At 62.2% G+C, this 18,904-nt stretch carries 16 protein-coding genes and 2 tRNA genes; 12 read left to right on the top strand and 6 right to left on the bottom strand.

What is annotated here, in order from left to right:
* The first annotated feature begins 125 nt into the window (after positions 1-125).
* Together PspR32_RS06225 and PspR32_RS06220 are read left to right on the top strand one after the other, a co-directional pair.
* A complete protein-coding gene (locus PspR32_RS06225) occupies positions 126-1,841 on the top strand; it encodes a proline--tRNA ligase (RefSeq protein ID WP_010224734.1) in 1,716 nt (571 codons plus the stop codon).
* A gap of 18 nt (positions 1,842-1,859) precedes the next feature.
* Positions 1,860-2,813 carry a lipoprotein gene (locus PspR32_RS06220; protein ID WP_036994131.1) on the top strand — a complete coding sequence of 318 codons (954 nt, stop codon included), beginning with the start codon at positions 1,860-1,862 and terminating at the stop codon, positions 2,811-2,813.
* A 45-nt stretch (positions 2,814-2,858) separates the two neighbouring features.
* Here PspR32_RS06220 and dinB read toward each other — a convergent pair whose 3' ends face one another.
* Positions 2,859-3,923 carry a DNA polymerase IV gene (gene dinB / locus PspR32_RS06215; protein ID WP_159388218.1) on the bottom strand — a complete coding sequence of 355 codons (1,065 nt, stop codon included), beginning with the start codon at positions 3,921-3,923 and terminating at the stop codon, positions 2,859-2,861.
* Between the two features lie 218 nt (positions 3,924-4,141).
* On the opposite strand from dinB, the gene PspR32_RS06210 reads away from it, so the two are divergent.
* The 4 genes from PspR32_RS06210 (at position 4,142) to PspR32_RS06195 (ending at position 8,587) form a co-directional block, all read left to right on the top strand.
* Positions 4,142-4,218 (top strand) — tRNA-Met (locus PspR32_RS06210).
* 131 nt (positions 4,219-4,349) lie between these two features.
* Positions 4,350-4,426, top strand: a tRNA-Met gene (locus PspR32_RS06205).
* 223 nt (positions 4,427-4,649) lie between these two features.
* Positions 4,650-7,292 carry a bifunctional lysylphosphatidylglycerol flippase/synthetase MprF gene (mprF, locus tag PspR32_RS06200; RefSeq protein ID WP_036994126.1) on the top strand — a complete coding sequence of 881 codons (2,643 nt, stop codon included), beginning with the start codon at positions 4,650-4,652 and terminating at the stop codon, positions 7,290-7,292.
* The gene (locus tag PspR32_RS06195) at positions 7,292-8,587 is read left to right on the top strand and encodes a virulence factor family protein (protein WP_010224747.1); all 1,296 of its coding nucleotides are present in this window, start codon (positions 7,292-7,294) and stop codon (positions 8,585-8,587) included. Before mprF ends, PspR32_RS06195 begins: the two co-directional genes overlap by 1 nt.
* 105 nt (positions 8,588-8,692) lie before the next feature.
* Here PspR32_RS06195 and PspR32_RS06190 read toward each other — a convergent pair whose 3' ends face one another.
* Entirely contained in the window at positions 8,693-10,591 is a 1,899-nt protein-coding gene (locus PspR32_RS06190; RefSeq protein WP_010224748.1) for a potassium transporter Kup, read from the bottom strand.
* 201 nt (positions 10,592-10,792) lie between these two features.
* Here PspR32_RS06190 and rimO point away from each other — a divergent pair, with 201 nt between their 5' ends.
* The 5 genes from rimO (at position 10,793) to tsaA (ending at position 14,745) form a co-directional block, all read left to right on the top strand.
* Entirely contained in the window at positions 10,793-12,130 is a 1,338-nt protein-coding gene (rimO, locus tag PspR32_RS06185) for a 30S ribosomal protein S12 methylthiotransferase RimO (protein WP_010224750.1), read from the top strand.
* A gap of 89 nt (positions 12,131-12,219) precedes the next feature.
* Positions 12,220-12,690, top strand: coding sequence for a GNAT family N-acetyltransferase (locus tag PspR32_RS06180; protein WP_036994119.1), 471 nt, complete (start codon positions 12,220-12,222; stop codon positions 12,688-12,690).
* Between the two features lie 130 nt (positions 12,691-12,820).
* Positions 12,821-13,531, top strand: coding sequence for an rRNA pseudouridine synthase (locus tag PspR32_RS06175; RefSeq protein ID WP_010224753.1), 711 nt, complete (start codon positions 12,821-12,823; stop codon positions 13,529-13,531).
* Positions 13,532-13,580: 49 nt separating this feature from the next.
* A complete protein-coding gene (locus PspR32_RS06170; RefSeq protein WP_010224755.1) occupies positions 13,581-14,042 on the top strand; it encodes a DUF1456 family protein in 462 nt (153 codons plus the stop codon).
* Between the two features lie 7 nt (positions 14,043-14,049).
* Positions 14,050-14,745: a tRNA (N6-threonylcarbamoyladenosine(37)-N6)-methyltransferase TrmO gene (gene tsaA / locus PspR32_RS06165; RefSeq protein ID WP_010224757.1), complete on the top strand. Its 696-nt coding sequence runs from the start codon at positions 14,050-14,052 to the stop codon at positions 14,743-14,745.
* A 202-nt stretch (positions 14,746-14,947) separates the two neighbouring features.
* Here the strand turns inward: tsaA and fpr are convergent, their stop codons facing one another.
* Positions 14,948-15,727: a ferredoxin-NADP reductase gene (gene fpr / locus PspR32_RS06160; protein WP_003222277.1), complete on the bottom strand. Its 780-nt coding sequence runs from the start codon at positions 15,725-15,727 to the stop codon at positions 14,948-14,950.
* 119 nt (positions 15,728-15,846) lie between these two features.
* On the opposite strand from fpr, the gene PspR32_RS06155 reads away from it, so the two are divergent.
* A complete protein-coding gene (locus PspR32_RS06155) occupies positions 15,847-16,773 on the top strand; it encodes a LysR family transcriptional regulator (protein WP_010224761.1) in 927 nt (308 codons plus the stop codon).
* Here the strand turns inward: PspR32_RS06155 and PspR32_RS06150 are convergent.
* The 3 genes from PspR32_RS06150 to PspR32_RS06140 all read right to left on the bottom strand — a co-directional run bounded on the left by PspR32_RS06150 (position 16,770) and on the right by PspR32_RS06140 (position 18,832).
* Positions 16,770-17,135, bottom strand: coding sequence for a diacylglycerol kinase (locus tag PspR32_RS06150; protein ID WP_010224763.1), 366 nt, complete (start codon positions 17,133-17,135; stop codon positions 16,770-16,772). The genes PspR32_RS06155 and PspR32_RS06150 overlap by 4 nt on opposite strands.
* A gap of 75 nt (positions 17,136-17,210) precedes the next feature.
* Positions 17,211-17,861, bottom strand: coding sequence for a response regulator transcription factor ErdR (gene erdR, locus PspR32_RS06145; RefSeq protein WP_010224764.1), 651 nt, complete (start codon positions 17,859-17,861; stop codon positions 17,211-17,213).
* Positions 17,862-18,121: 260 nt separating this feature from the next.
* Positions 18,122-18,832, bottom strand: coding sequence for a tRNA-uridine aminocarboxypropyltransferase (locus PspR32_RS06140; RefSeq protein ID WP_010224765.1), 711 nt, complete (start codon positions 18,830-18,832; stop codon positions 18,122-18,124).
* Positions 18,833-18,904: the final 72 nt, after the last annotated feature.

Below are 18,904 nucleotides of genomic sequence, written 5' to 3'. Positions count from 1 at the left end.
CGGGCTTTTTCTTGTCTCGATTCGGGCTGACAACGCCTTCGCGCTCCGGCATCCTGTACGTCACCGAATCGCCCCCGTACAATGCGGGGTCATTTAAAGTCTTAAGCAACCGACAACGGCCTACCATGCGCACCAGTCAATATTTGCTCGCTACCCAGAAAGAAACTCCTTCCGACGCGGTCGTCATCAGCCATCAGCTGATGCTGCGTGCCGGCATGATCCGCAAGCTCGCATCCGGCCTTTATACCTGGCTGCCGATGGGCCTGCGGGTAATGCGCAAGGTCGAAGCCGTGGTCCGCGAGGAAATGAACGCCGCTGGCGCCCTTGAAGTGCTGATGCCGGCCATCCAGCCTGCCGAGCTGTGGCAAGAGTCCGGCCGCTGGGAACAGTACGGCCCCGAGCTGCTGCGCCTCAAGGACCGTCACGGTCGCGAGTTCTGCGTGGGCCCGACCCACGAAGAGGTCATCACCGACCTGGCCCGCAACGAACTCAACAGCTACAAACAGCTACCACTGAACATGTACCAGATCCAGACCAAGTTCCGTGACGAGATCCGTCCGCGCTTCGGCCTGATGCGTGGTCGCGAGTTCATCATGAAGGACGCCTACTCCTTCCATGCCGATCCGGCTTCCCTGCAGGAAACCTACGATCGCATGCACCAGGCGTACAGCAACATCTTTACCCGCCTGGGCCTGGACTTCCGCCCAGTGCAGGCTGACACCGGCTCGATCGGTGGCAGCTACTCCCACGAGTTCCACGTGCTGGCCGAGTCCGGTGAAGACGATGTGATCTTCAGCGACAGCTCCGACTACGCCGCCAACATCGAGAAGGCCGAGGCCATCCCACGGGAAACCGAGCGCCCTGCGCCGACCGAAGCGCTGCGCCTGGTCGACACTCCGGACGCCAAGACCATCACCCAACTGGTCGAAAACTATGCCCTGGCGATCGAAAAGACCGTCAAGACCCTGATCGTCCACGCCGCCGAAGAAGGCAAGCTGATTGCCCTGATCGTCCGTGGCGACCACGAACTCAACGAAATCAAGGCCGCCAACCTGCCAGAGGTTGCCAGCCCGTTGGTCATGGCCAGCGATGAAGAACTGCGCAACGCCATTGGCGCCGGCGCCGGTTCCCTCGGCCCGCTGAACCTGCCGCTGCCATGCATCATCGACCGCTCGGTCGCCCTGATGAGCGACTTCGGCATTGGCGCCAACATCGACGACAAGCACTACTTCGGCGTCAACTGGGAGCGTGATCTGCCGGTTCCGCAAGTGGCCGACCTGCGCAACGTCGTCGAAGGCGACCCAAGCCCGGATGGCCAGGGCACCCTGGTGATCAAGCGCGGCATCGAAGTCGGGCACATCTTCCAGCTCGGCACCAAGTACAGCGAAGCACTCAAGTGCCAGGTGCTGGGCGAGAACGGCAAGCCGGTGACCCTGAGCATGGGTTGCTACGGTATCGGCGTATCGCGCGTGGTTGCCGCAGCCATCGAGCAGAACTACGACGAGAACGGCATCATCTGGAGCGATACCCTGGCACCGTTCCAGATCGCCCTGGTGCCGCTGCGCTACGAAACCGAACAGGTTCGCGAAGCCACCGACAAGTTGTATGCCGAACTGACCGCCGCCGGTTTCGAAGTGCTGCTGGATGACCGCGACAAGAAAACCAGCCCGGGGATCAAGTTCGCCGACATGGAACTGATCGGCATTCCACACCGCATCGTGGTCAGCGACCGCGGCCTGGCTGACGGCAACCTGGAATACAAGCACCGTACCGAGCGTGACGCACAGCCGCTGCCAGTGGCCGAGGTGCTGTCGTTCCTGCAAGCCCGCATTCGTCGCTAAGCCAACGCAAGAGTAATCATGTTCAAGCGAAGTACCATCAACCTGGGGGGCGCCGCACTGTGCGGCGCCCTGCTCCTCAGCGGTTGCGCCAACCAGATGTCCCAGCGCAGCGAACATGAGGAGCGCATCGAGCGCAAGCTGCTCGAACACAGCCTGCAGATCGATGTCGGAGACCCCAAGGTACTCGAACTGCCGCAGCGGCGTGTGCGCATCCATGAGCAGAAGAACTTCGAAGTCACCGAGTTCGAAGTGACTCGTCGCTACGATCGCTACACGCCTTACCAGCCCTGGCGCGAAGTCTACGAGATTCCGCTGGGCGCGGTGGCGGTGGTTGCCGGTGTCGGCGCCAACGTGGTCAACGTCTTTGCCCTGGGCAACCTGCCCGACAGCGTTACCCGTGACTGGTTGAGCTATGGCTTCGACGGCCTCAACCCGTTCATGAACGCCCAGTCCAACGGTCGTGCGCAGCAGAACCTGGCAGGCATCACCGAGGTGCAGAAGGACAAGCGTCAGGAGTACGCCAGCGTGCCATGGAGCGAGCGGCCGGTAACGGTCATGGCTGGCAAGGTGAATCACGAGCTGACCACCGACCGTAATGGCGTACTGCAGCTGAACCTGCTCGACAGCCCGTTCAGCGAGCAGAACCTGACCCATATCGGCACCCTGCACCTGCAGGTGGCGGATGAAGACACCAATGTGCGTGGCGATGCCAGCCTGCTGATCAGCAGCAACTTGCGCGGCAAACTGGTGGAAGCCCACGAACTGATTTTCGATGACCTGGAAGACGATGAAGTCAGCCAGTGGGTGCATCGGGTCAAGCGTCTGTCGGAGCTGGGCCTGGAAGAAGAAGCCAGTGAACTGGAGCAAAGCCTGATCGAGCTGACCCGCAACGATCCGGAACTGCAACAGGAATTCCTCAAGTCGCTGACCAAGGACGCTGGCCGCCTGGTTGCCGACCCCGGCGTACACTGACCTGCGCGTTACCCGGATAGCGCCAGCCTGCTGGCGCTGCCCTCCTCAGTCCTGAGTGAACAGTTCCAGCTGTTCATGGGCGCCGCGCAAATCCTGCAAGCGCACGCCGATCCCCAACAGCCTCACCGGCTTGCCACCACGGGCAAAGGCCTGGCTGAGCAATTGCTGATAGCTGCCAAGGTCACGCCCCGCCCCTGACTGTTCAAGTGTGGTCTGGCTGAAATCATGGAACTTCACTTTAACGAACGGCTTGCCCGGGCGATAACTGTCGTCGATACGGGCCATACGCCCGGCAAGGGTTTCCATCAGCTCCGGGAGTTTCTCCAGGCAGCTGGCCAGGTCCGGCAGATCGGCATCGTAGGTGTTTTCCACGCTGACCGACTGACGACGACTGTCGTTCTGTACCGGTCGGTCATCGATCCCTCGCGCCAACCCCCACAGCCGCTCACCAAAACTGCCGAATTCACGGGCCAGGGCCAGACGGCTCCAGTCACGCAGCTCCAGGCAATTGCTGATGCCCAGGCGGCCCATCTTGTCAGCGGTGACCTTGCCTACCCCGTGCAGCTTGCTGACCGGCAAGGCGGCAACAAAGTCCTCGACCTCATTGGGGGTGACCACAAACAGCCCATTGGGTTTGCGCCAGTCGCTGGCGATCTTGGCCAGGAACTTGTTCGGCGCGACGCCGGCTGACACGGTGATATGCAACTGCTGGGCAACCCGACGGCGAATATCCCCCGCAATACGGGTGGCGCTGCCGGCGAACCAGGAACTGTCCGACACATCCAAGTAAGCCTCATCCAGTGACAAGGGCTCGATCAGATCGGTGTACTCGCGAAAGATACTGTGAATTTCTCGCGAGGCTTCCTTATACGCATCCATGCGCGGCTTGACGATCAACAGGTCCGGGCACAGCTTGAGGGCATGCCGCGAGGACATCGCCGAACGCACCCCGAACGCCCGCGCCTCATAGTTGCAGGTAGCGATCACCCCACGCCGCTCCGCCGCACCGCCCACCGCCAACGGCCGCCCGAGCAGACGCGGGTCGTCGCGCATTTCGATGGCGGCGTAGAAGCAATCGCAGTCGATATGGATGATCTTGCGTTGAGACATAGGTAGCGTAAGAACAGGTTTAAAGTGATGTAAGCAGTATCTCACCCGATAGCGGCCCACGCATCACAACTAATTTATTCTCCGCCAGATACCCTGCAAGGCCCGCCCCAGCTAGCCTGCAGCCCTTTTCGGGCGCGCTAAGCGATTGAAGGAAAAAGGATTTCTGTAAATGAGCTATTGACAGCCACGGGCAAAACTGTAGAATCTCATTCCACAGGCGCGGGATGGAGCAGCCTGGTAGCTCGTCGGGCTCATAACCCGAAGGTCGTCGGTTCAAATCCGGCTCCCGCAACCAGATTCAGGAAAGGCCACTCTCACGAGTGGCCTTTTTCTTTGCCCGGAATAAAGCTCCAGGCAATTTTTTATTGTAAATCAACAATTAAGCGTTGACAGCCAAGCCCAACGCTGTAGAATCCGCCCCACAGACGCGGGATGGAGCAGTCTGGTAGCTCGTCGGGCTCATAACCCGAAGGTCGTCGGTTCAAATCCGGCTCCCGCAACCAAACAACAGAAAAGGCCACTTTGAAAAAAGTGGCCTTTTTTGCGTCTGTACCTCAAGCAATTCCCCTTACCGCGCCCTCCCCCTGCCGCTCAGGCAATATGAAACTTCTTTAACTATCCTCAAGGTGCTCAGCGGCCCGATCATACCGGCCATTACGTCTCCATAGGGATTGGTACTTTGACCGGATACACCCTGCTTGTCGCGCGCAAGCCACGAGGTGGTTGATGCGCACCCAGCCACCCGAAACACACGCTCCTGTTACTGCCGCACTGCCCAATGCCGAGCATCGCCTGCGCTGGCTCGAACGCCTGAGCAAGTACCGCCAGCCCATCGGCCTGGGCGTGACCTTGCTGCTGTTCGCTGTCGCACTGATCGCCTGCCGTCATCTGCTCAGCGAGCTGGACATTTATGCCCTGCACGATTCGCTGCTCAGCGTGCCGCCAACAGCATTGGCCGGCGCGTTGCTGGCCACGGTTGCCGGCTTCGTCATACTGCTCGGTTATGAGTGGTCGGCCAGCCGCTACGCCGGCGTTCAGTTACCGACGCGCACCCTGGTCATGGGCGGTTTCAGTGCCTTTGCCATCGGCAACGCCATCGGCCTGTCGCTGCTGTCCGGTGGCTCGGTGCGCTATCGCCTGTACGCCCGCCACGGTATCGGGGCCGCAGAAGTGGCACGGATGACCTTGTTTGCCAGCCTGTCCCTTGGCTGCGCCTTGCCGCCCCTGGCGGCATTGGCAACCTTGAGCAACCTGCCTGCCACCGCTTCAGCCTTGCACCTGTCGCCTGCGCTGCTGGCAGCGATCGCCCTGGCAGTACTTGGCCTGAGCGCGGCGCTGGTCTATGGCCTGTACCGTCGGCGACTGCCCGAACAACCATTGGCTGACAACCTGCTGGTGCAAGCAGGCCGGCGCACCTTGCGCCTGCCCGGCGCGCGCCTGAGCCTGCTGCAACTGCTGATTACCGCCCTGGACGTTGCCGCTGCCGCCACGGTGCTTTACCTGCTGTTGCCGCAGGCGCCGCCGTTTGGCGCCTTCCTGCTGGTGTATCTGCTGGCGCTGGCAGCCGGGGTACTCAGCCATGTGCCCGGCGGCGTCGGGGTCTTCGAGGCGATCCTGCTGGCGGCCTTTGCCGACCAGCTGGGGGCCGCGCCGCTGGCCGCCGCCCTGCTGCTGTATCGCCTGATCTACGTGGTATTGCCACTGCTGCTGGCCTGCGTCCTGCTGCTTGCCAGCGAAGCCAGGCGCCTGCTGTTTGCCCAGCAGGCGATCAGGGCGGCATCCGGGCTGGCAGCCCCGGTGCTGGCGGTGCTGGTGTTTCTCTCCGGCGTGGTGCTGCTGTTTTCAGGCGCCACGCCGGAAATTGATGAGCGCCTGGAACACCTGGGGTTCCTGGTGCCGCACCGATTGATCGACGCCTCGCACTTCGGCGCCAGCCTGATTGGCGTACTGTGCCTGCTGCTGGCCCAGGGCCTGCGGCGGCGCCTGTCGGCCGCCTGGATACTGACCACCATCCTCTTGCTGGTCGGCGCCCTGCTCTCGCTGCTCAAGGGCTTCGACTGGGAAGAGGCCAGCATCCTGACCTTTACCGCCTGCCTGCTGGCCGTCTTCCGGCGCTCCTTCTACCGCCCCAGCCGCTTGCTGGAACTGCCGTTCTCACCGGTTTATCTTGTCGCCAGTGCCTGCGTACTGGGCGCGTCGGTATGGCTACTGCTGTTTGCCTATCAGGATGTGCCGTACAGCCATCAACTCTGGTGGCAGTTCACCCTCGATGCCGATGCCCCACGCGGCTTGCGCTCGGCACTGGGCAGCGCGGTGCTGCTGGTGATCGTCGCCCTGACCTGGTTGCTGCGCACTGCACGGCCAGTCATCCACCTGCCCACGAGCGAAGAACTGCAACGCGCCAACGCTATCCTGCAAGCCTCCGATCAACCCGACGGCGGCCTGGCACTGACCGGCGACAAGGCCTTGCTGTTCCACCCCAATGACGATGCCTTCCTCATGTATGCCCGCCGTGGTCGCAGCCTGGTGGCGCTGTATGACCCGATCGGCCCGGCACATGAGCGCGCCGAGATGATCTGGCAGTTCCGCGACCTGTGCGACGTGCATCACGCCCGCCCGGTGTTCTACCAGGTGCGCGCGGAGAACCTGCCCTTCTATATGGACATCGGCCTGACCGCAATCAAACTGGGCGAAGAGGCCCGAGTCGACCTCAAGCGCTTTGACCTCGACGCCAAAGGCAAGGAAATGAAAGACCTGCGCTACACCTGGAACCGCGGCGGCCGCGACGGTCTCAGCCTCGAAGTGCACGAGCCGGGGCAAGCCCCGCTGGAAGAACTCAAGGCCATCTCCGATGCCTGGCTCAGCGGCAAGAACGTGCGCGAGAAAGGCTTCTCCCTTGGCCGCTTCAGCCCTGAGTACCTGCAACACTTTCGCATTGCCCTGATCCGCTTCGAAGGGCGCCCGGTAGCGTTTGCCAACCTGCTGGAAACCCGCAGCCTGGAACTGGCCAGCCTCGACCTGATGCGCGCCCATCCCGAAGCGCCGAAGCTGACCATGGAATACATGATGATCGGCTTGATCCAGCACTATAAGCAGCACGGCTATGGGCGCTTCAGCCTGGGTATGGTGCCACTTTCCGGGCTGCAACCACGGCGCGGCGCGCCACTGACCCAGCGCCTGGGCTCGATGGTGTTCCAGCGCGGCGAGCAACTCTACAACTTCCAGGGGCTGCGCCGCTTCAAGGACAAGTTCCAGCCGGACTGGGAACCTCGCTACATGGCCGTGCCGGCCGGACTCGATCCGCTGGTGGCACTGGCCGACACCGCCGCCCTGATCGCGGGCGGCCTGACTGGATTGGTGAAACGCTGATGATTCGACGTTACTGGCTGTATCTACTGGTACCCCTGCTGTTGGCCTTGCTGGCTGCCGCTTTGGGCTTCTGGCTATGGACCCGCCCGGCTCCCGAGGCGAGCCTGGAACACCTGAGCCTGAGCGATGGCAGCAGCCTGATCCGGGTCAACCCGGGCACCCGTACCAAGGCGCGAGTGGCCATCGCCGTGCCCCAGGACCAGGCCCTGAGCGAGAAGCAACTGCTCGACCTGAGCCAAAGCGGTGAAGCGCAGATGGTCCAGGTGATCCTTCCACCTGCCGATTGCAGCAAGCAGCAGCAAGCCCTGCAGCAAGCACTGCAACAACTCCAGGGTACCCCGACCCTGGTGGCCGGGATCGGTCCTGGAGCGGCCCAGGCCTGGAACTGGCTCGCCAGTCAGACCGATGACAAGGCCCAGGCAATCTCGGTGGACTTCACGCTCGAACAACCCGGCTGCGCCACGCCGCTGCCCAAGTCTGCCGCCCACGGCCACTGGAGCGTGGCCTGGAACGACAACCCGGATGACGCCAGCGCGGCGTTCGTCCGCGACCAGCCGAACGCCGAGACCAGCATCAGCGACTATGACATCCATCTGCCACAGGTGCTCAAGGCCCAACTGACCCAGGCGCTGGTGGGGGAGGATGGCAACGCCATGAGCATCCCGGTGGTCGAGGTGCCTGCCGGGCAGACCACCGATACCGTGACCCTGTTTCTTTCTGGCGATGGCGGCTGGCGTGACCTAGACCGCGACGTGGCCGGTGAGATGGCCAAGCTCGGCTACCCGGTGGTCGGCATCGACACCCTGCGCTACTACTGGCAACACAAGACCCCGGAGCAGAGCGCCATCGACCTCTCCGAGCTGATGCAGCACTACCGGCAGAAGTGGGGCACCAAACGCTTCGTGCTGACCGGCTACTCCTTCGGGGCCGACGTGTTGCCGGCGATCTACAACCGCTTGCCAGCCGAAGACCAGAAGCGCATCGATGCGGTGATCCTGCTGGCCTTTGCCCGCAGCGGCAGCTTCGAAATCGAAGTCGAGGGCTGGCTGGGCAATGCCGGCAAGGAAGCACCGACCGGACCGGAGATGGCCAAATTGCCGGCCGCCAAGGTGGTCTGCGTGTATGGCGAGGAAGAGGCGGACGAGAGCGGCTGTACCGACCATACTGCGGTCGGCGAGCGCCTGAAGCTGCCTGGCGGGCATCACTTCGACGAAAACTACCCGGCGCTGGCCAAGCGCCTGATCGGTGACATCGAAAACCGCCAGGGCAAGACCAGCGTCGCCGAGCAGGATTGAAGCGCGCCTTGGCGCGCAGCTGCAAGCTACAAGCCTCAAGCTGCAAGCTAGAGCCGTGCGCGATTTGCTCTAGCTTGCAGCTTGACGCTTGAGGCTTGCCGCTCCCTAGATCTCTACCTGCGTCCCCAGTTCGATCACCCGGTTCAACGGCAAATTGAAGAACCTCAAGTTGCCGTTGGCATTCTTCAGCAAAAAGGCAAACAACAGCCCCCGCCAACGCGCCATGCCCACCAGCCGCGACGCAATCACCGTCTCGCGGCTGAGGAAATAGGTGGTACGCATCGGGCTGAAATCCAGCCCTTCCAGATGACAGAGCTTCAACGCCGCTGGCACATCCGGCTCATCCATAAAGCCAAAGTGCAACAGCACCCGATAGAAACCCTCGCCATACGCCTCGACTTCAAAGCGCTGCTGCGCCGGCACCCGCGGGGTGTCCTCGCTGACCACGGTCAACAGCACCACCTGCGAGTGCAGCACCTGGTTGTGCAGCATGTTATGCAACAACGCGTGAGGCACGGCATCCGCACGTGCGGTGAGAAACACCGCCGTGCCTTCGACCCGATGCGGCGGCTGCACGCGAATGCTGCTGATAAACAACGGCAACGGCAGGCTGCCCTCGTCCAGGCGTTCGACCAGAATCTGCTTGCCGCGCTTCCAGGTGGTCATCAAGACAAACAGGACAATCCCCGCCAGCACCGGAAAAGCCCCGCCCTGAACGATTTTCGGCACGTTGGCGGCAAAGAACAGGCCATCGACAAAGAGAAAACCCAGCAAAATCGGCACCGCCAGCAGCGGCGGCCATTTCCACAGCAGCAACATCACCGTCGACACCAGCAGGGTGGTCATCAACATGGTGCCAGTCACCGCCACGCCATAGGCCGAGGCCAGCGCCCCGGAAGACTCGAAGCCCAGCACCAGCAGAATCACCCCGACCATCAGCGACCAGTTCACCGCACCTATATAGATCTGCCCCTGTTCGTCACTGGAGGTGTGCTGGATCTGCATGCGCGGCACATAGCCAAGCTGAATGGCCTGGCGGGTCAGGGAGAAGGCCCCGGAAATCACCGCCTGGGAGGCAATCACTGTGGCCAGGGTGGACAAACCGACCAACGGTATCAGCGCCCAGTTCGGCGCCAGCAGATAGAATGGGTTGCGCGCTGCCTCCGGGTTTTGCAGCAACAGCGCGCCCTGGCCGAAATAGTTGAGCACCAGCGCCGGCAGCACCAGGGCAAACCAGGCGCGGGCAATGGGTTTGCGGCCAAAGTGGCCCATGTCGGCATACAGGGCTTCAGCGCCGGTCAGGGCCAGCACCACGGCGCCAAGAATCGCCACGCCCATGCCCGGGTGGACAATAAAGAAGCGCACCGCCCATACCGGGTTGAAAGCCTTGAGCACCTCCGGGCTCTGGGCGATGCCATGCACGCCCAGGGCGCCGAGCACCACGAACCAGGTGACCATCACCGGACCAAAGAGGATGCCAATGCGCGCCGTGCCATGCTTCTGGATCAGGAACAGCGCCACCAGCACGATCAACGCCACCGGTATCACCCAGTGGTCGATGCCGTCGAAGGCCAGCTCCAGGCCCTCTACCGCCGACAATACCGAAATCGCCGGGGTGATCATGCTGTCGCCGTAGAACAGCGCCGCGCCGATCAGGCCGCAGCCGACCATCAGCGCCTTGAGCTTCGGGTACGGCGTCGAAGCGCGCCGGGCCAAGGCGGTCAAAGCCATGATGCCGCCCTCGCCCTGGTTGTCGGCGCGCAGGATGAACACCACGTACTTGATCGTCACCACCCAGATCAGCGACCAGAAAATCAGGCCGAGGATGCCCAGCACCCCATCATGATTGACCGGTACGCCATAACCGCCTGAAAACACCTCCTTGAGGGTATATAAGGGGCTGGTGCCAATATCGCCGTAAACCACTCCGACCGCCGCCACCAGCAGGCTCAACGGCTTTGCCACCGAATGCCCGGAATCGGCCTGACTACTTGCCTGAACCATCCATCACTCCCGCCACCAGGCCCCTTGCACCAGACACAGGCACACTGCCGCGAAGCATAGCTGAGCGTTCGTCGTATTTCTGCTGGTCAAGTGACTTTGCGCTCGCTAGAATTGCGCACTTTTTGATCAGAGGCGCCCAAAGCGCCCATCAGGTTTGCCCGCCTGCCCGGCCCCGCAAGCCCTTCAACACCGAGGTTAGTCATGTCCACCACCCCTACGCCCACCACGCCCAAGGTCGGCTTCGTTTCCCTGGGTTGCCCCAAGGCCCTGGTCGATTCCGAGCGCATCCTGACCCAGCTGCGCATGGAAGGTTATGAAGTCGTGCCCACCTACGAGGACGCCGACGTGGTGGTGGTCAACACCTGCGGCTTCATCGACAGCGCCAAGGCCGAGTCCCTGGAAGTGATTGGCGAAGCCATCAAGGAAAACGGCAAGGTCATCGTCACCGGCTGCATGGGTGTCGAGGAAGGCAGCATCCGCGATGTGCACCCGAGCGTGTTATCGGTGACCGGTCCCCAGCAGTACGAGCAGGTGGTCAATGCCGTGCACGAAGTCGTGCCGCCGCGCCAGGACCATAACCCGCTGATCGACCTGGTACCGCCTCAGGGCGTCAAGTTGACCCCGCGCCACTATGCCTACCTGAAGATTTCCGAAGGCTGCAACCACAGCTGCAGCTTCTGCATCATCCCGTCGATGCGCGGCAAGCTGGTCAGCCGTCCGGTCGGTGAAGTGCTGAGCGAGGCCGAGCGCCTGGTCAAGGCCGGGGTCAAGGAGATCCTGGTGATCTCCCAGGACACCAGCGCCTACGGCGTCGACGTCAAGTACAAGACTGACTTCTGGAACGGTCGCCCGGTCAAGACGCGCATGCTCGAGCTGTGCGAAGCCCTCAGCAGCCTGGGTGCCTGGGTGCGTCTGCACTATGTGTACCCGTACCCGAACGTCGATGACGTGATCCCGCTGATGGCAGCCGGCAAGATCCTGCCGTACCTGGATATCCCGTTCCAGCACGCAAGCCCGAAAGTGCTCAAGTCGATGAAGCGCCCGGCCTTCGAAGACCGCACCCTGGCGCGCATCAAGAACTGGCGCGAGCAGTGCCCTGAGCTGGTGATCCGTTCGACCTTCATCGTCGGCTTCCCGGGTGAAACCGAAGAAGACTTCCAGTACCTGCTCGACTGGCTGACCGAAGCCCAGCTCGACCGCGTCGGCTGCTTCCAGTATTCGCCGGTCGAAGGCGCCCCGGCCAACGACCTGGGCCTGGACGAAGTGCCGGACGACATCAAGCAGGAGCGCTGGGACCGTTTCATGGCCCACCAGCAGGCCATCAGCACCGCACGCCTGCAACTGCGCATCGGCAAGGAAATCGACGTGCTGATCGATGAAGTCGAAGAAGAAGGCTCGGTTGGCCGCAGCTTCTTCGATGCCCCGGAAATCGACGGCAACGTGTTCATCGACGGCAACCACGGCTTCAAGCCGGGCGACACGGTTCGTTGCCGGGTAACCGACGCCGACGAGTACGACATGTGGGCCGAACCGATCTGATTCGGCGCCGGTAAAAAAGCCCCGCCAGCAATGGCGGGGCTTTTTTTTGCAACTATCGTTTCCTCAATTGCCCCGAGGAGAGCACCGCCATGCGCAGGCAGATGACCGTGCAGACGCCCAGCCTCAGCGACTACCCGGAGCTGGCGCGGGTGTGGGAAGCCTCCGTGCGTGCCACCCATGACTTTCTTCCCGACAGTTACATCTGCCTGCTGCGCGAGCTGCTGCTGACCCAGTACCTGGACGCGGTGATGCTGATTTGCTGCAAAGACGCCAGGCAGCGTATCCGCGGCTTTGCCGGGGTCGCCTGCGGGCGGGTGGAGATGCTCTTCATCGACCCCGAGGCACGCGGCCAGGGCCTGGGCTCACGGCTGCTGCGGGTGGCCATTGACGAGCTGCACGCCGAGCAACTGGACGTCAATGAGCAGAACGCCCAGGCCCTTGGCTTCTACCTGCACCAGGGCTTTGAGGTGGTCGGCCGCTCGGAAACGGACGGCATGGGCCAGCCCTACCCCCTACTTCATATGAGGCTAATTCGTACGCAGTCTGCCCGCTCCGGCTGAAGGCTTGTGTAATCTTCCTCTGAAATGCCGCGAAATAGCAGATTAATGGTCGGATCGACGAATGTTCCCGGCCCCAAGCCAGCCGGGGCAGTTACAATAGGCACCTTTCCCTGTGCCTACGGCTGTCGTCATGTCTGAACCCATTCGCCTTTCCAAACGCCTCATCGAACTGGTCGGTTGCTCCCGGCGGGAGGCCGAGCTGTACATCGAGGGCGGCTGGGTCACGGTGAACGGCACCGTGATCGACGAGCCGCAGTTCAAGGTCACCGAGCACAAGGTCGAACTGCGCCAGGGTGCCAAAGCCGAAGCCCTGGAGCCGGTCACCCTGCTGCTCAACCAGCCCGCCGAACTGGACGTCGACAGCGCCTGTGCCAGCATCAGCGCCGACACCCTCTCGCAAGAGCACAGCTACAGCCGTCGCCCGCTCAAGGGCCACTTCGCCCGCCTGAGCTGCGCCGCGCCATTGCAAGAAGGCGCCAGCGGCCTGCAGGTGTTCACCCAGGACTGGCGCGTGACCCGCAAGCTCAATGCCGACCTGGCCAAGCTCGAGCAGGAATACATCGTCGAAGTCAGCGGCGAGATGATTGCCCACGGCCTGGAACGGCTGAACCGTGGCTTCAACTGGAAGGGCAATGAACTGCCAAAGATCAAGGCCAGTTGGCAGAACGAAACGCGCTTGCGCATGGTCCTGAAGAACCCGCCCGCCGGGCTCATCAACCTGCTCTGCAGCAGCGTCGGGGTCACCCCGGTGAGCATGCGCCGGATCCGCCTGGGCGGCGTCGCCATGAGCAAGCTGCCACTAGGCCAGTGGCGCTACCTGGCAACCAGCGAAAGATTCTAAGCAACACGGCGCCATCACCCGGGCGGCGCCCCTGAACAGGATTGTCCCAATGATTCACAACGATGTACTGCGCAGCCTGCGCTACCTGCTGGACGTCAACGACGCCAAGCTCACCGATATCATCAAGCTGACCGGCTTCGAGGTGTCCACTGCCGATATCGCCGCCTACCTCAAGAAGGAAGACGAAGAAGGTTTCGTGCGCTGCCCGGACGAGGTCATCGCCTATTTCCTCGACGGCCTGGTGATTTTCAAGCGTGGCAAGGACGACAGCCGCCCGCCGCTGCCGATCGAACTGCCGGTGACCAACAACATCGTCATGAAGAAGCTGCGCGTGGCCTTCGAGCTCAAGGAAGACGACCTGCACGCTATTCTCAAGGCCGCCGACTTCCCGGTGTCCAAGCCGGAACTCAGCGCGCTGTTCCGCAAGGTCGGGCACAACAATTACCGCCCTTGCGGCGACCAGCTGCTGCGCAACTTCCTCAAGGGCTTGACCCTGCGGGTTCGTGGCTGAAGCGGCGATGAACTACAGCGTCGCACCGATCGGCTACGTCCGCTCCTGCTTCAAGGAAAAATTCGCCATTCCGCGCCAGCCACAGCTGGCGCCGGCTGCCCGCGGGGTGCTGGAGCTGCTGCCACCCTACGACAACGGCGAGGCGGTGGCCGGCCTGGAGCAGGTCAGCCATGTCTGGCTGCTGTTCCTGTTCCACCAGGCCCTGGAAGACAAGCCACGGCTGAAGGTGCGCCCGCCACGGCTGGGCGGCAACAAGTCCATGGGCGTGTTCGCTACCCGTGCGACGCATAGGCCCAATGGCATAGGCCAGTCCGTGGTAAGGCTGGAGAAAGTCGAGGCAGGGCGCCTTTGGCTGTCTGGCATCGACTTGCTCGATGGCACGCCGGTGCTCGACATCAAGCCCTATGTCCCCTACGCCGACGCCGTGGCCGGGGCAGTCAACCAGATGGCCGACGCGCCGCCTGAGGCGATAGCGGTACACTGGAGTGATGCTGCCCTGCCCCAGGCCCGCGAGCACGCCTTGCGCCTTGCCGAGCCGCTGGTGGAGCTGATCGAGCAGTGCCTGGCCCAGGACCCGCGCCCCGCCTACCAGGTACCACCGCCCGAGCGCGTGTACGGGGTGAAGTTCTGGGATGTGCAGGTGCGTTGGCACTACCCGCAGCCGGATCAGATCCGGGTGCTGGAAGTGGTGATGGACCTGTAGGTAGCGTCCTGCGCTTCATTGGGCCGGGCTGGCGAGCCAGTGGGAGCGGGCTTGACCCGCGATGAGGCCAGTACAGCCAGCACATCAGGTATCGCCTGGATTGCGGGGCAAGGCCCGCGCCCACAAGTCCGCGGCATGCAGACCCGCTACTTCAGGCACAAAAAAAGCAGGCCGAAGCCTGCTTTTTTGTTTTCAGCGCCGCTTACTTCTCGACGAATGCACGCTCGATCAGGTAATCGCCTGGCTCGCGCATACGTGCCGAAATCTTCAGGCCGAAGCTATCGAGCACTTCGCTGGTCTCGTCGAGCATGCTCGGGCTACCGCAGATCATCGCGCGGTCGTCCTGCGGGTTGATCGGTGGCAGGCCGATGTCGCTGAACAGCTTGCCGCTGCGCATCAGGTCGGTCAGACGGCCCTGGTTCTCGAACGGCTCGCGGGTCACGGTCGGGTAGTAGATCAGCTTGTCACGCAGGGCCTCACCGAAGAACTCGTTCTGCGGCAGGTGCTCGGTGATGAATTCGCGGTAGGCGACTTCGTTGACGTAGCGCACGCCGTGGACCAGGATGACTTTTTCGAAGCGCTCGTAGGTTTCCGGGTCCTGGATGACGCTCATGAACGGCGCCAGGCCAGTGCCGGTGCTCAGCAGGTACAGGTGCTTGCCCGGGTTCAGGTCGTCGAGCACCAGGGTGCCGGTAGGCTTCTTGCTGATGATGATTTCATCGCCTTCCTTCAGGTGCTGCAGCTGGGAGGTCAGCGGGCCATCCGGCACCTTGATGCTGAAGAACTCCAGATGCTCTTCCCAGTTAGGGCTGGCGATCGAGTAGGCGCGCATGAGCGGGCGGCCGTTTGGCTGTTGCAGGCCGATCATCACGAACTGACCGTTCTCGAAGCGCAGGCCCGGATCACGGGTGCACTTGAAGCTGAACAGGGTGTCGTTCCAGTGGTGAACACTGAGGACACGTTCGTGGTTCATGTTGCTCATGTACGGGCTCCTGAAGAAAAACGCGGCGCTAAGCGAGAGCGCGATTGCGCAATAGTTTAGTGCCAGCGACAATATCTGTTAAATGAATTATCAAGATATGTCTTATCGGTTATATAGATATGCGATTTACCCTTCGTCAGCTCCAGGTGTTCGTTGCCGTGGCCCAGTACCAAAGCGTCTCGCGGGCCGCCGGGATACTGGCGTTATCGCAATCGGCCGCCAGTACATCGATCACTGAACTTGAGCGCCAGTCCAGCTGCCAGCTGTTCGACCGCGCCGGCAAACGCCTGAGCCTCAACGCCCTGGGGCATCAACTGCTGCCCCAAGCGGTAGCCCTGCTCGACCAGGCCAAGGAAATCGAGGACCTGCTCAATGGCAAGTCCGGTTTCGGCTCGCTGGCAGTGGGTGCAACGCTCACTATCGGCAATTACCTGGCCACCCTGTTGATCGGCAGCTTCATGCAGATCCACCCGGAAAGCCAGGTCAAGCTGCATGTACAGAACACTGCGCATATCGTGCAACAGGTTGCTCACTACGAAATTGATCTGGGTCTAATCGAAGGCGACTGCAACCACCCCGACCTGGAGGTCCAGCCCTGGGTCGAAGATGAGCTGGTGGTGTTCTGCGCGCCTCAGCACCCCTTGGCCAAACGCGGCCAGGCGAGCATGGAGGAGCTCACCCACGAGGCCTGGATCCTGCGTGAACAGGGCTCGGGCACCCGCCTGACCTTTGACCAGGCCATGCGTCACCACCGCTCCAACCTCAACATTCGCCTGGAACTGGAGCACACCGAGGCGATCAAGCGCGCGGTCGAGTCGGGCCTGGGCATCGGCTGCATCTCGCGCCTGGCCCTGCGCGATGCCTTTCGTCGCGGCAGCCTGGTGCCGGTGGAAACCCCGGAACTGGACCTGGCCCGACAGTTCTTCTTCATTTGGCACAAGCAGAAGTACCAGACCTCCGCCATGCGCGAGTTTCTCGAACTGTGCAGAAGCTTTACTGCCGGTGTCAGCCGCAGCGACGAGATCGTGCTGCCGACCATCGCTTAAAGCAGGATCACCGCCCAGACCAGGCCGACCATGCTCAGGGCGACGAGCTGGGCGGCACTGCCCATGTCCTTGGCGTTCTTCGACAAGGGGTGGCGATCGAGGGAAATACGGTCGATCGCTGCCTCTACCGCTGAATTGAGCAATTCGACAATCAGCCCCAGCAAGCATACGGCGATCAGGATCGCCCGCTCGGCGCGGCTGACATCCAGCCAGAACGCCATCGGGATCAACAAGACGTTGAGCAGCACCAGCTGGCGGAACGCTGCCTCGCCGGTGAACGCGGCGCGCAGGCCATCGAACGAATAGCCGGCGGCATTGAAAATACGTTTAAGGCCGGTCTGGCCCTTGAAAGGCGACGACATAGAAGGTCACTTCATCCACTGAAAACGCTGCAGCCTAGTGTAGGCGGGGTTAAAAAAGCGTGAAGGCCAAAGGCCTTAACCGGCTGAAACCGATTCCAGTTGTTGCAGCAGCAAGGCGGCCTGGGTCCGGGTACGTACGCCGAGCTTACGGAAGATCGCCGTGACGTGGGCCTTGATGGTGGCTTCCGAGACGCTCAGCTCGTAGGCAATCTGCTTGTTCAACAAACCTTCACAGACCATGGTCAGCACCCGGAACTGTTGCGGCGTCAGGCTCGCAAGGCCTTCACTGGCGGCCTTGGCCTCAGCAGACACATCGACTTTCTCGAAAGCCTGCGGCGGCCACCAGACTTCACCGTCGAGGACCTTCTGCACTGCGTCCTGAATCACTTCCAGGGGGCTGGACTTGGGAATGAAGCCACTGGCGCCGAATTCACGGGACTTCACCACGACCGCGGCTTCTTCCTGAGCCGAAACCATCACCACCGGAATCTGCGGATACTGACCGCGCAGCAGGACCAGTCCGGAGAACCCGTAGGCTCCAGGCATGTTCAGATCCAGCAGCACCAGGTCCCAGTCGGCCTTTTCAGTCAGGCGGGTTTCCAGTTCGGCGATGCTTGCCACTTCAACCAGACGTACATCCGGGCCCAGGCCCAGGGTAACGGCCTGGCGCAGCGCGCTGCGAAACAGCGGGTGGTCATCGGCAATCAGGATTTCGTATGTGGCCATCGATCTAATGATCCTGTTCTGTGCAGGCGCAGGAAGGAAGAATAGGCGCCTGGCGGGCAACTCGGGGCTACGGCGACGCCGTATGCCCAACAGGCACATCGAGGCCAGGAAAAACAGCGTTTCAAGCCTTCGTCGTGCCCGAATCGGCGCCAAGGATGCCGAGCCCGGACCGGGTGGTCAAGTTCAATACCCGCCGCGCTCGCCGACCCTGGCCACCAATCTGCCCATTATGCAACAAAGTCCCGCGCCTGCCCCTTGTACTATAGGAAGGTATGCAAACGCTGGTGCACGGTATCCTGCTCATCCAGCGGCAATTGATGCTTGGCACTCAGGTAATGGGTGGTAAACACATCCAGGTAGGCGTCCAGCGCTTGCGCTGCGCGCTGATCGCCAGCCAGTTCCAGGCACATGGCCGCCACTTCGGCGGTGCAGAAGTGATCGTCACGCTTGGAGCGGCGCAGGCGATAGCGCGATATCTGCTCAGGTTGCAGGCTCAGCACCGGGAAGCGGTTGAGGTACGGGCTCTTGCGAAACATCTTGCGTGCTTCGGTCCAGGTGGCATCCAGCAGAATGAACAGCGGACGCTTGCCCGGCGTACGTACCACCTCGTTGACCACCCGCCCAGGCTCGACGAACTCGCCGGGGAAGACGATGTAAGGCTGCCAGTACGGCTGATCGAGCAAGGCCAGCAGTGACTCGTCGACGGCCGTTCGCTGCCAGCCGAATGCCGAGGTGTCGGCAATCAGGTCGGCGATCAGCCAACCGGTATTGGTCGGCTTGAGTGGCTCGGTGTCATGCATCAACAGGCAAATGCCCGAGTCGGCCGGCACTTGCGGGCGCCAGGCGCACAGGCAATAGCTGAAAATGACCCGGCACTGCGGGCAGCGTGGCGCCCGAGAACCGCGGGCAACGAAGGGTTTGACACTGCGTGCCAAGCGTTCGGCGCGCAGGCGCGATACGGCATGGCTCATGACTGGGCGCAACGTAAGCAAGAAAGGGATGGCACTGCACGGACTCGGCAAGACGGGAAACCCACGCAGTTT

The organism is Pseudomonas sp. R32, assembly GCF_009866705.1.
GTDB lineage: Bacteria > Pseudomonadota > Gammaproteobacteria > Pseudomonadales > Pseudomonadaceae > Aquipseudomonas > Aquipseudomonas donghuensis.
This window is presented reverse-complemented; position numbering and strand designations above follow the sequence as displayed.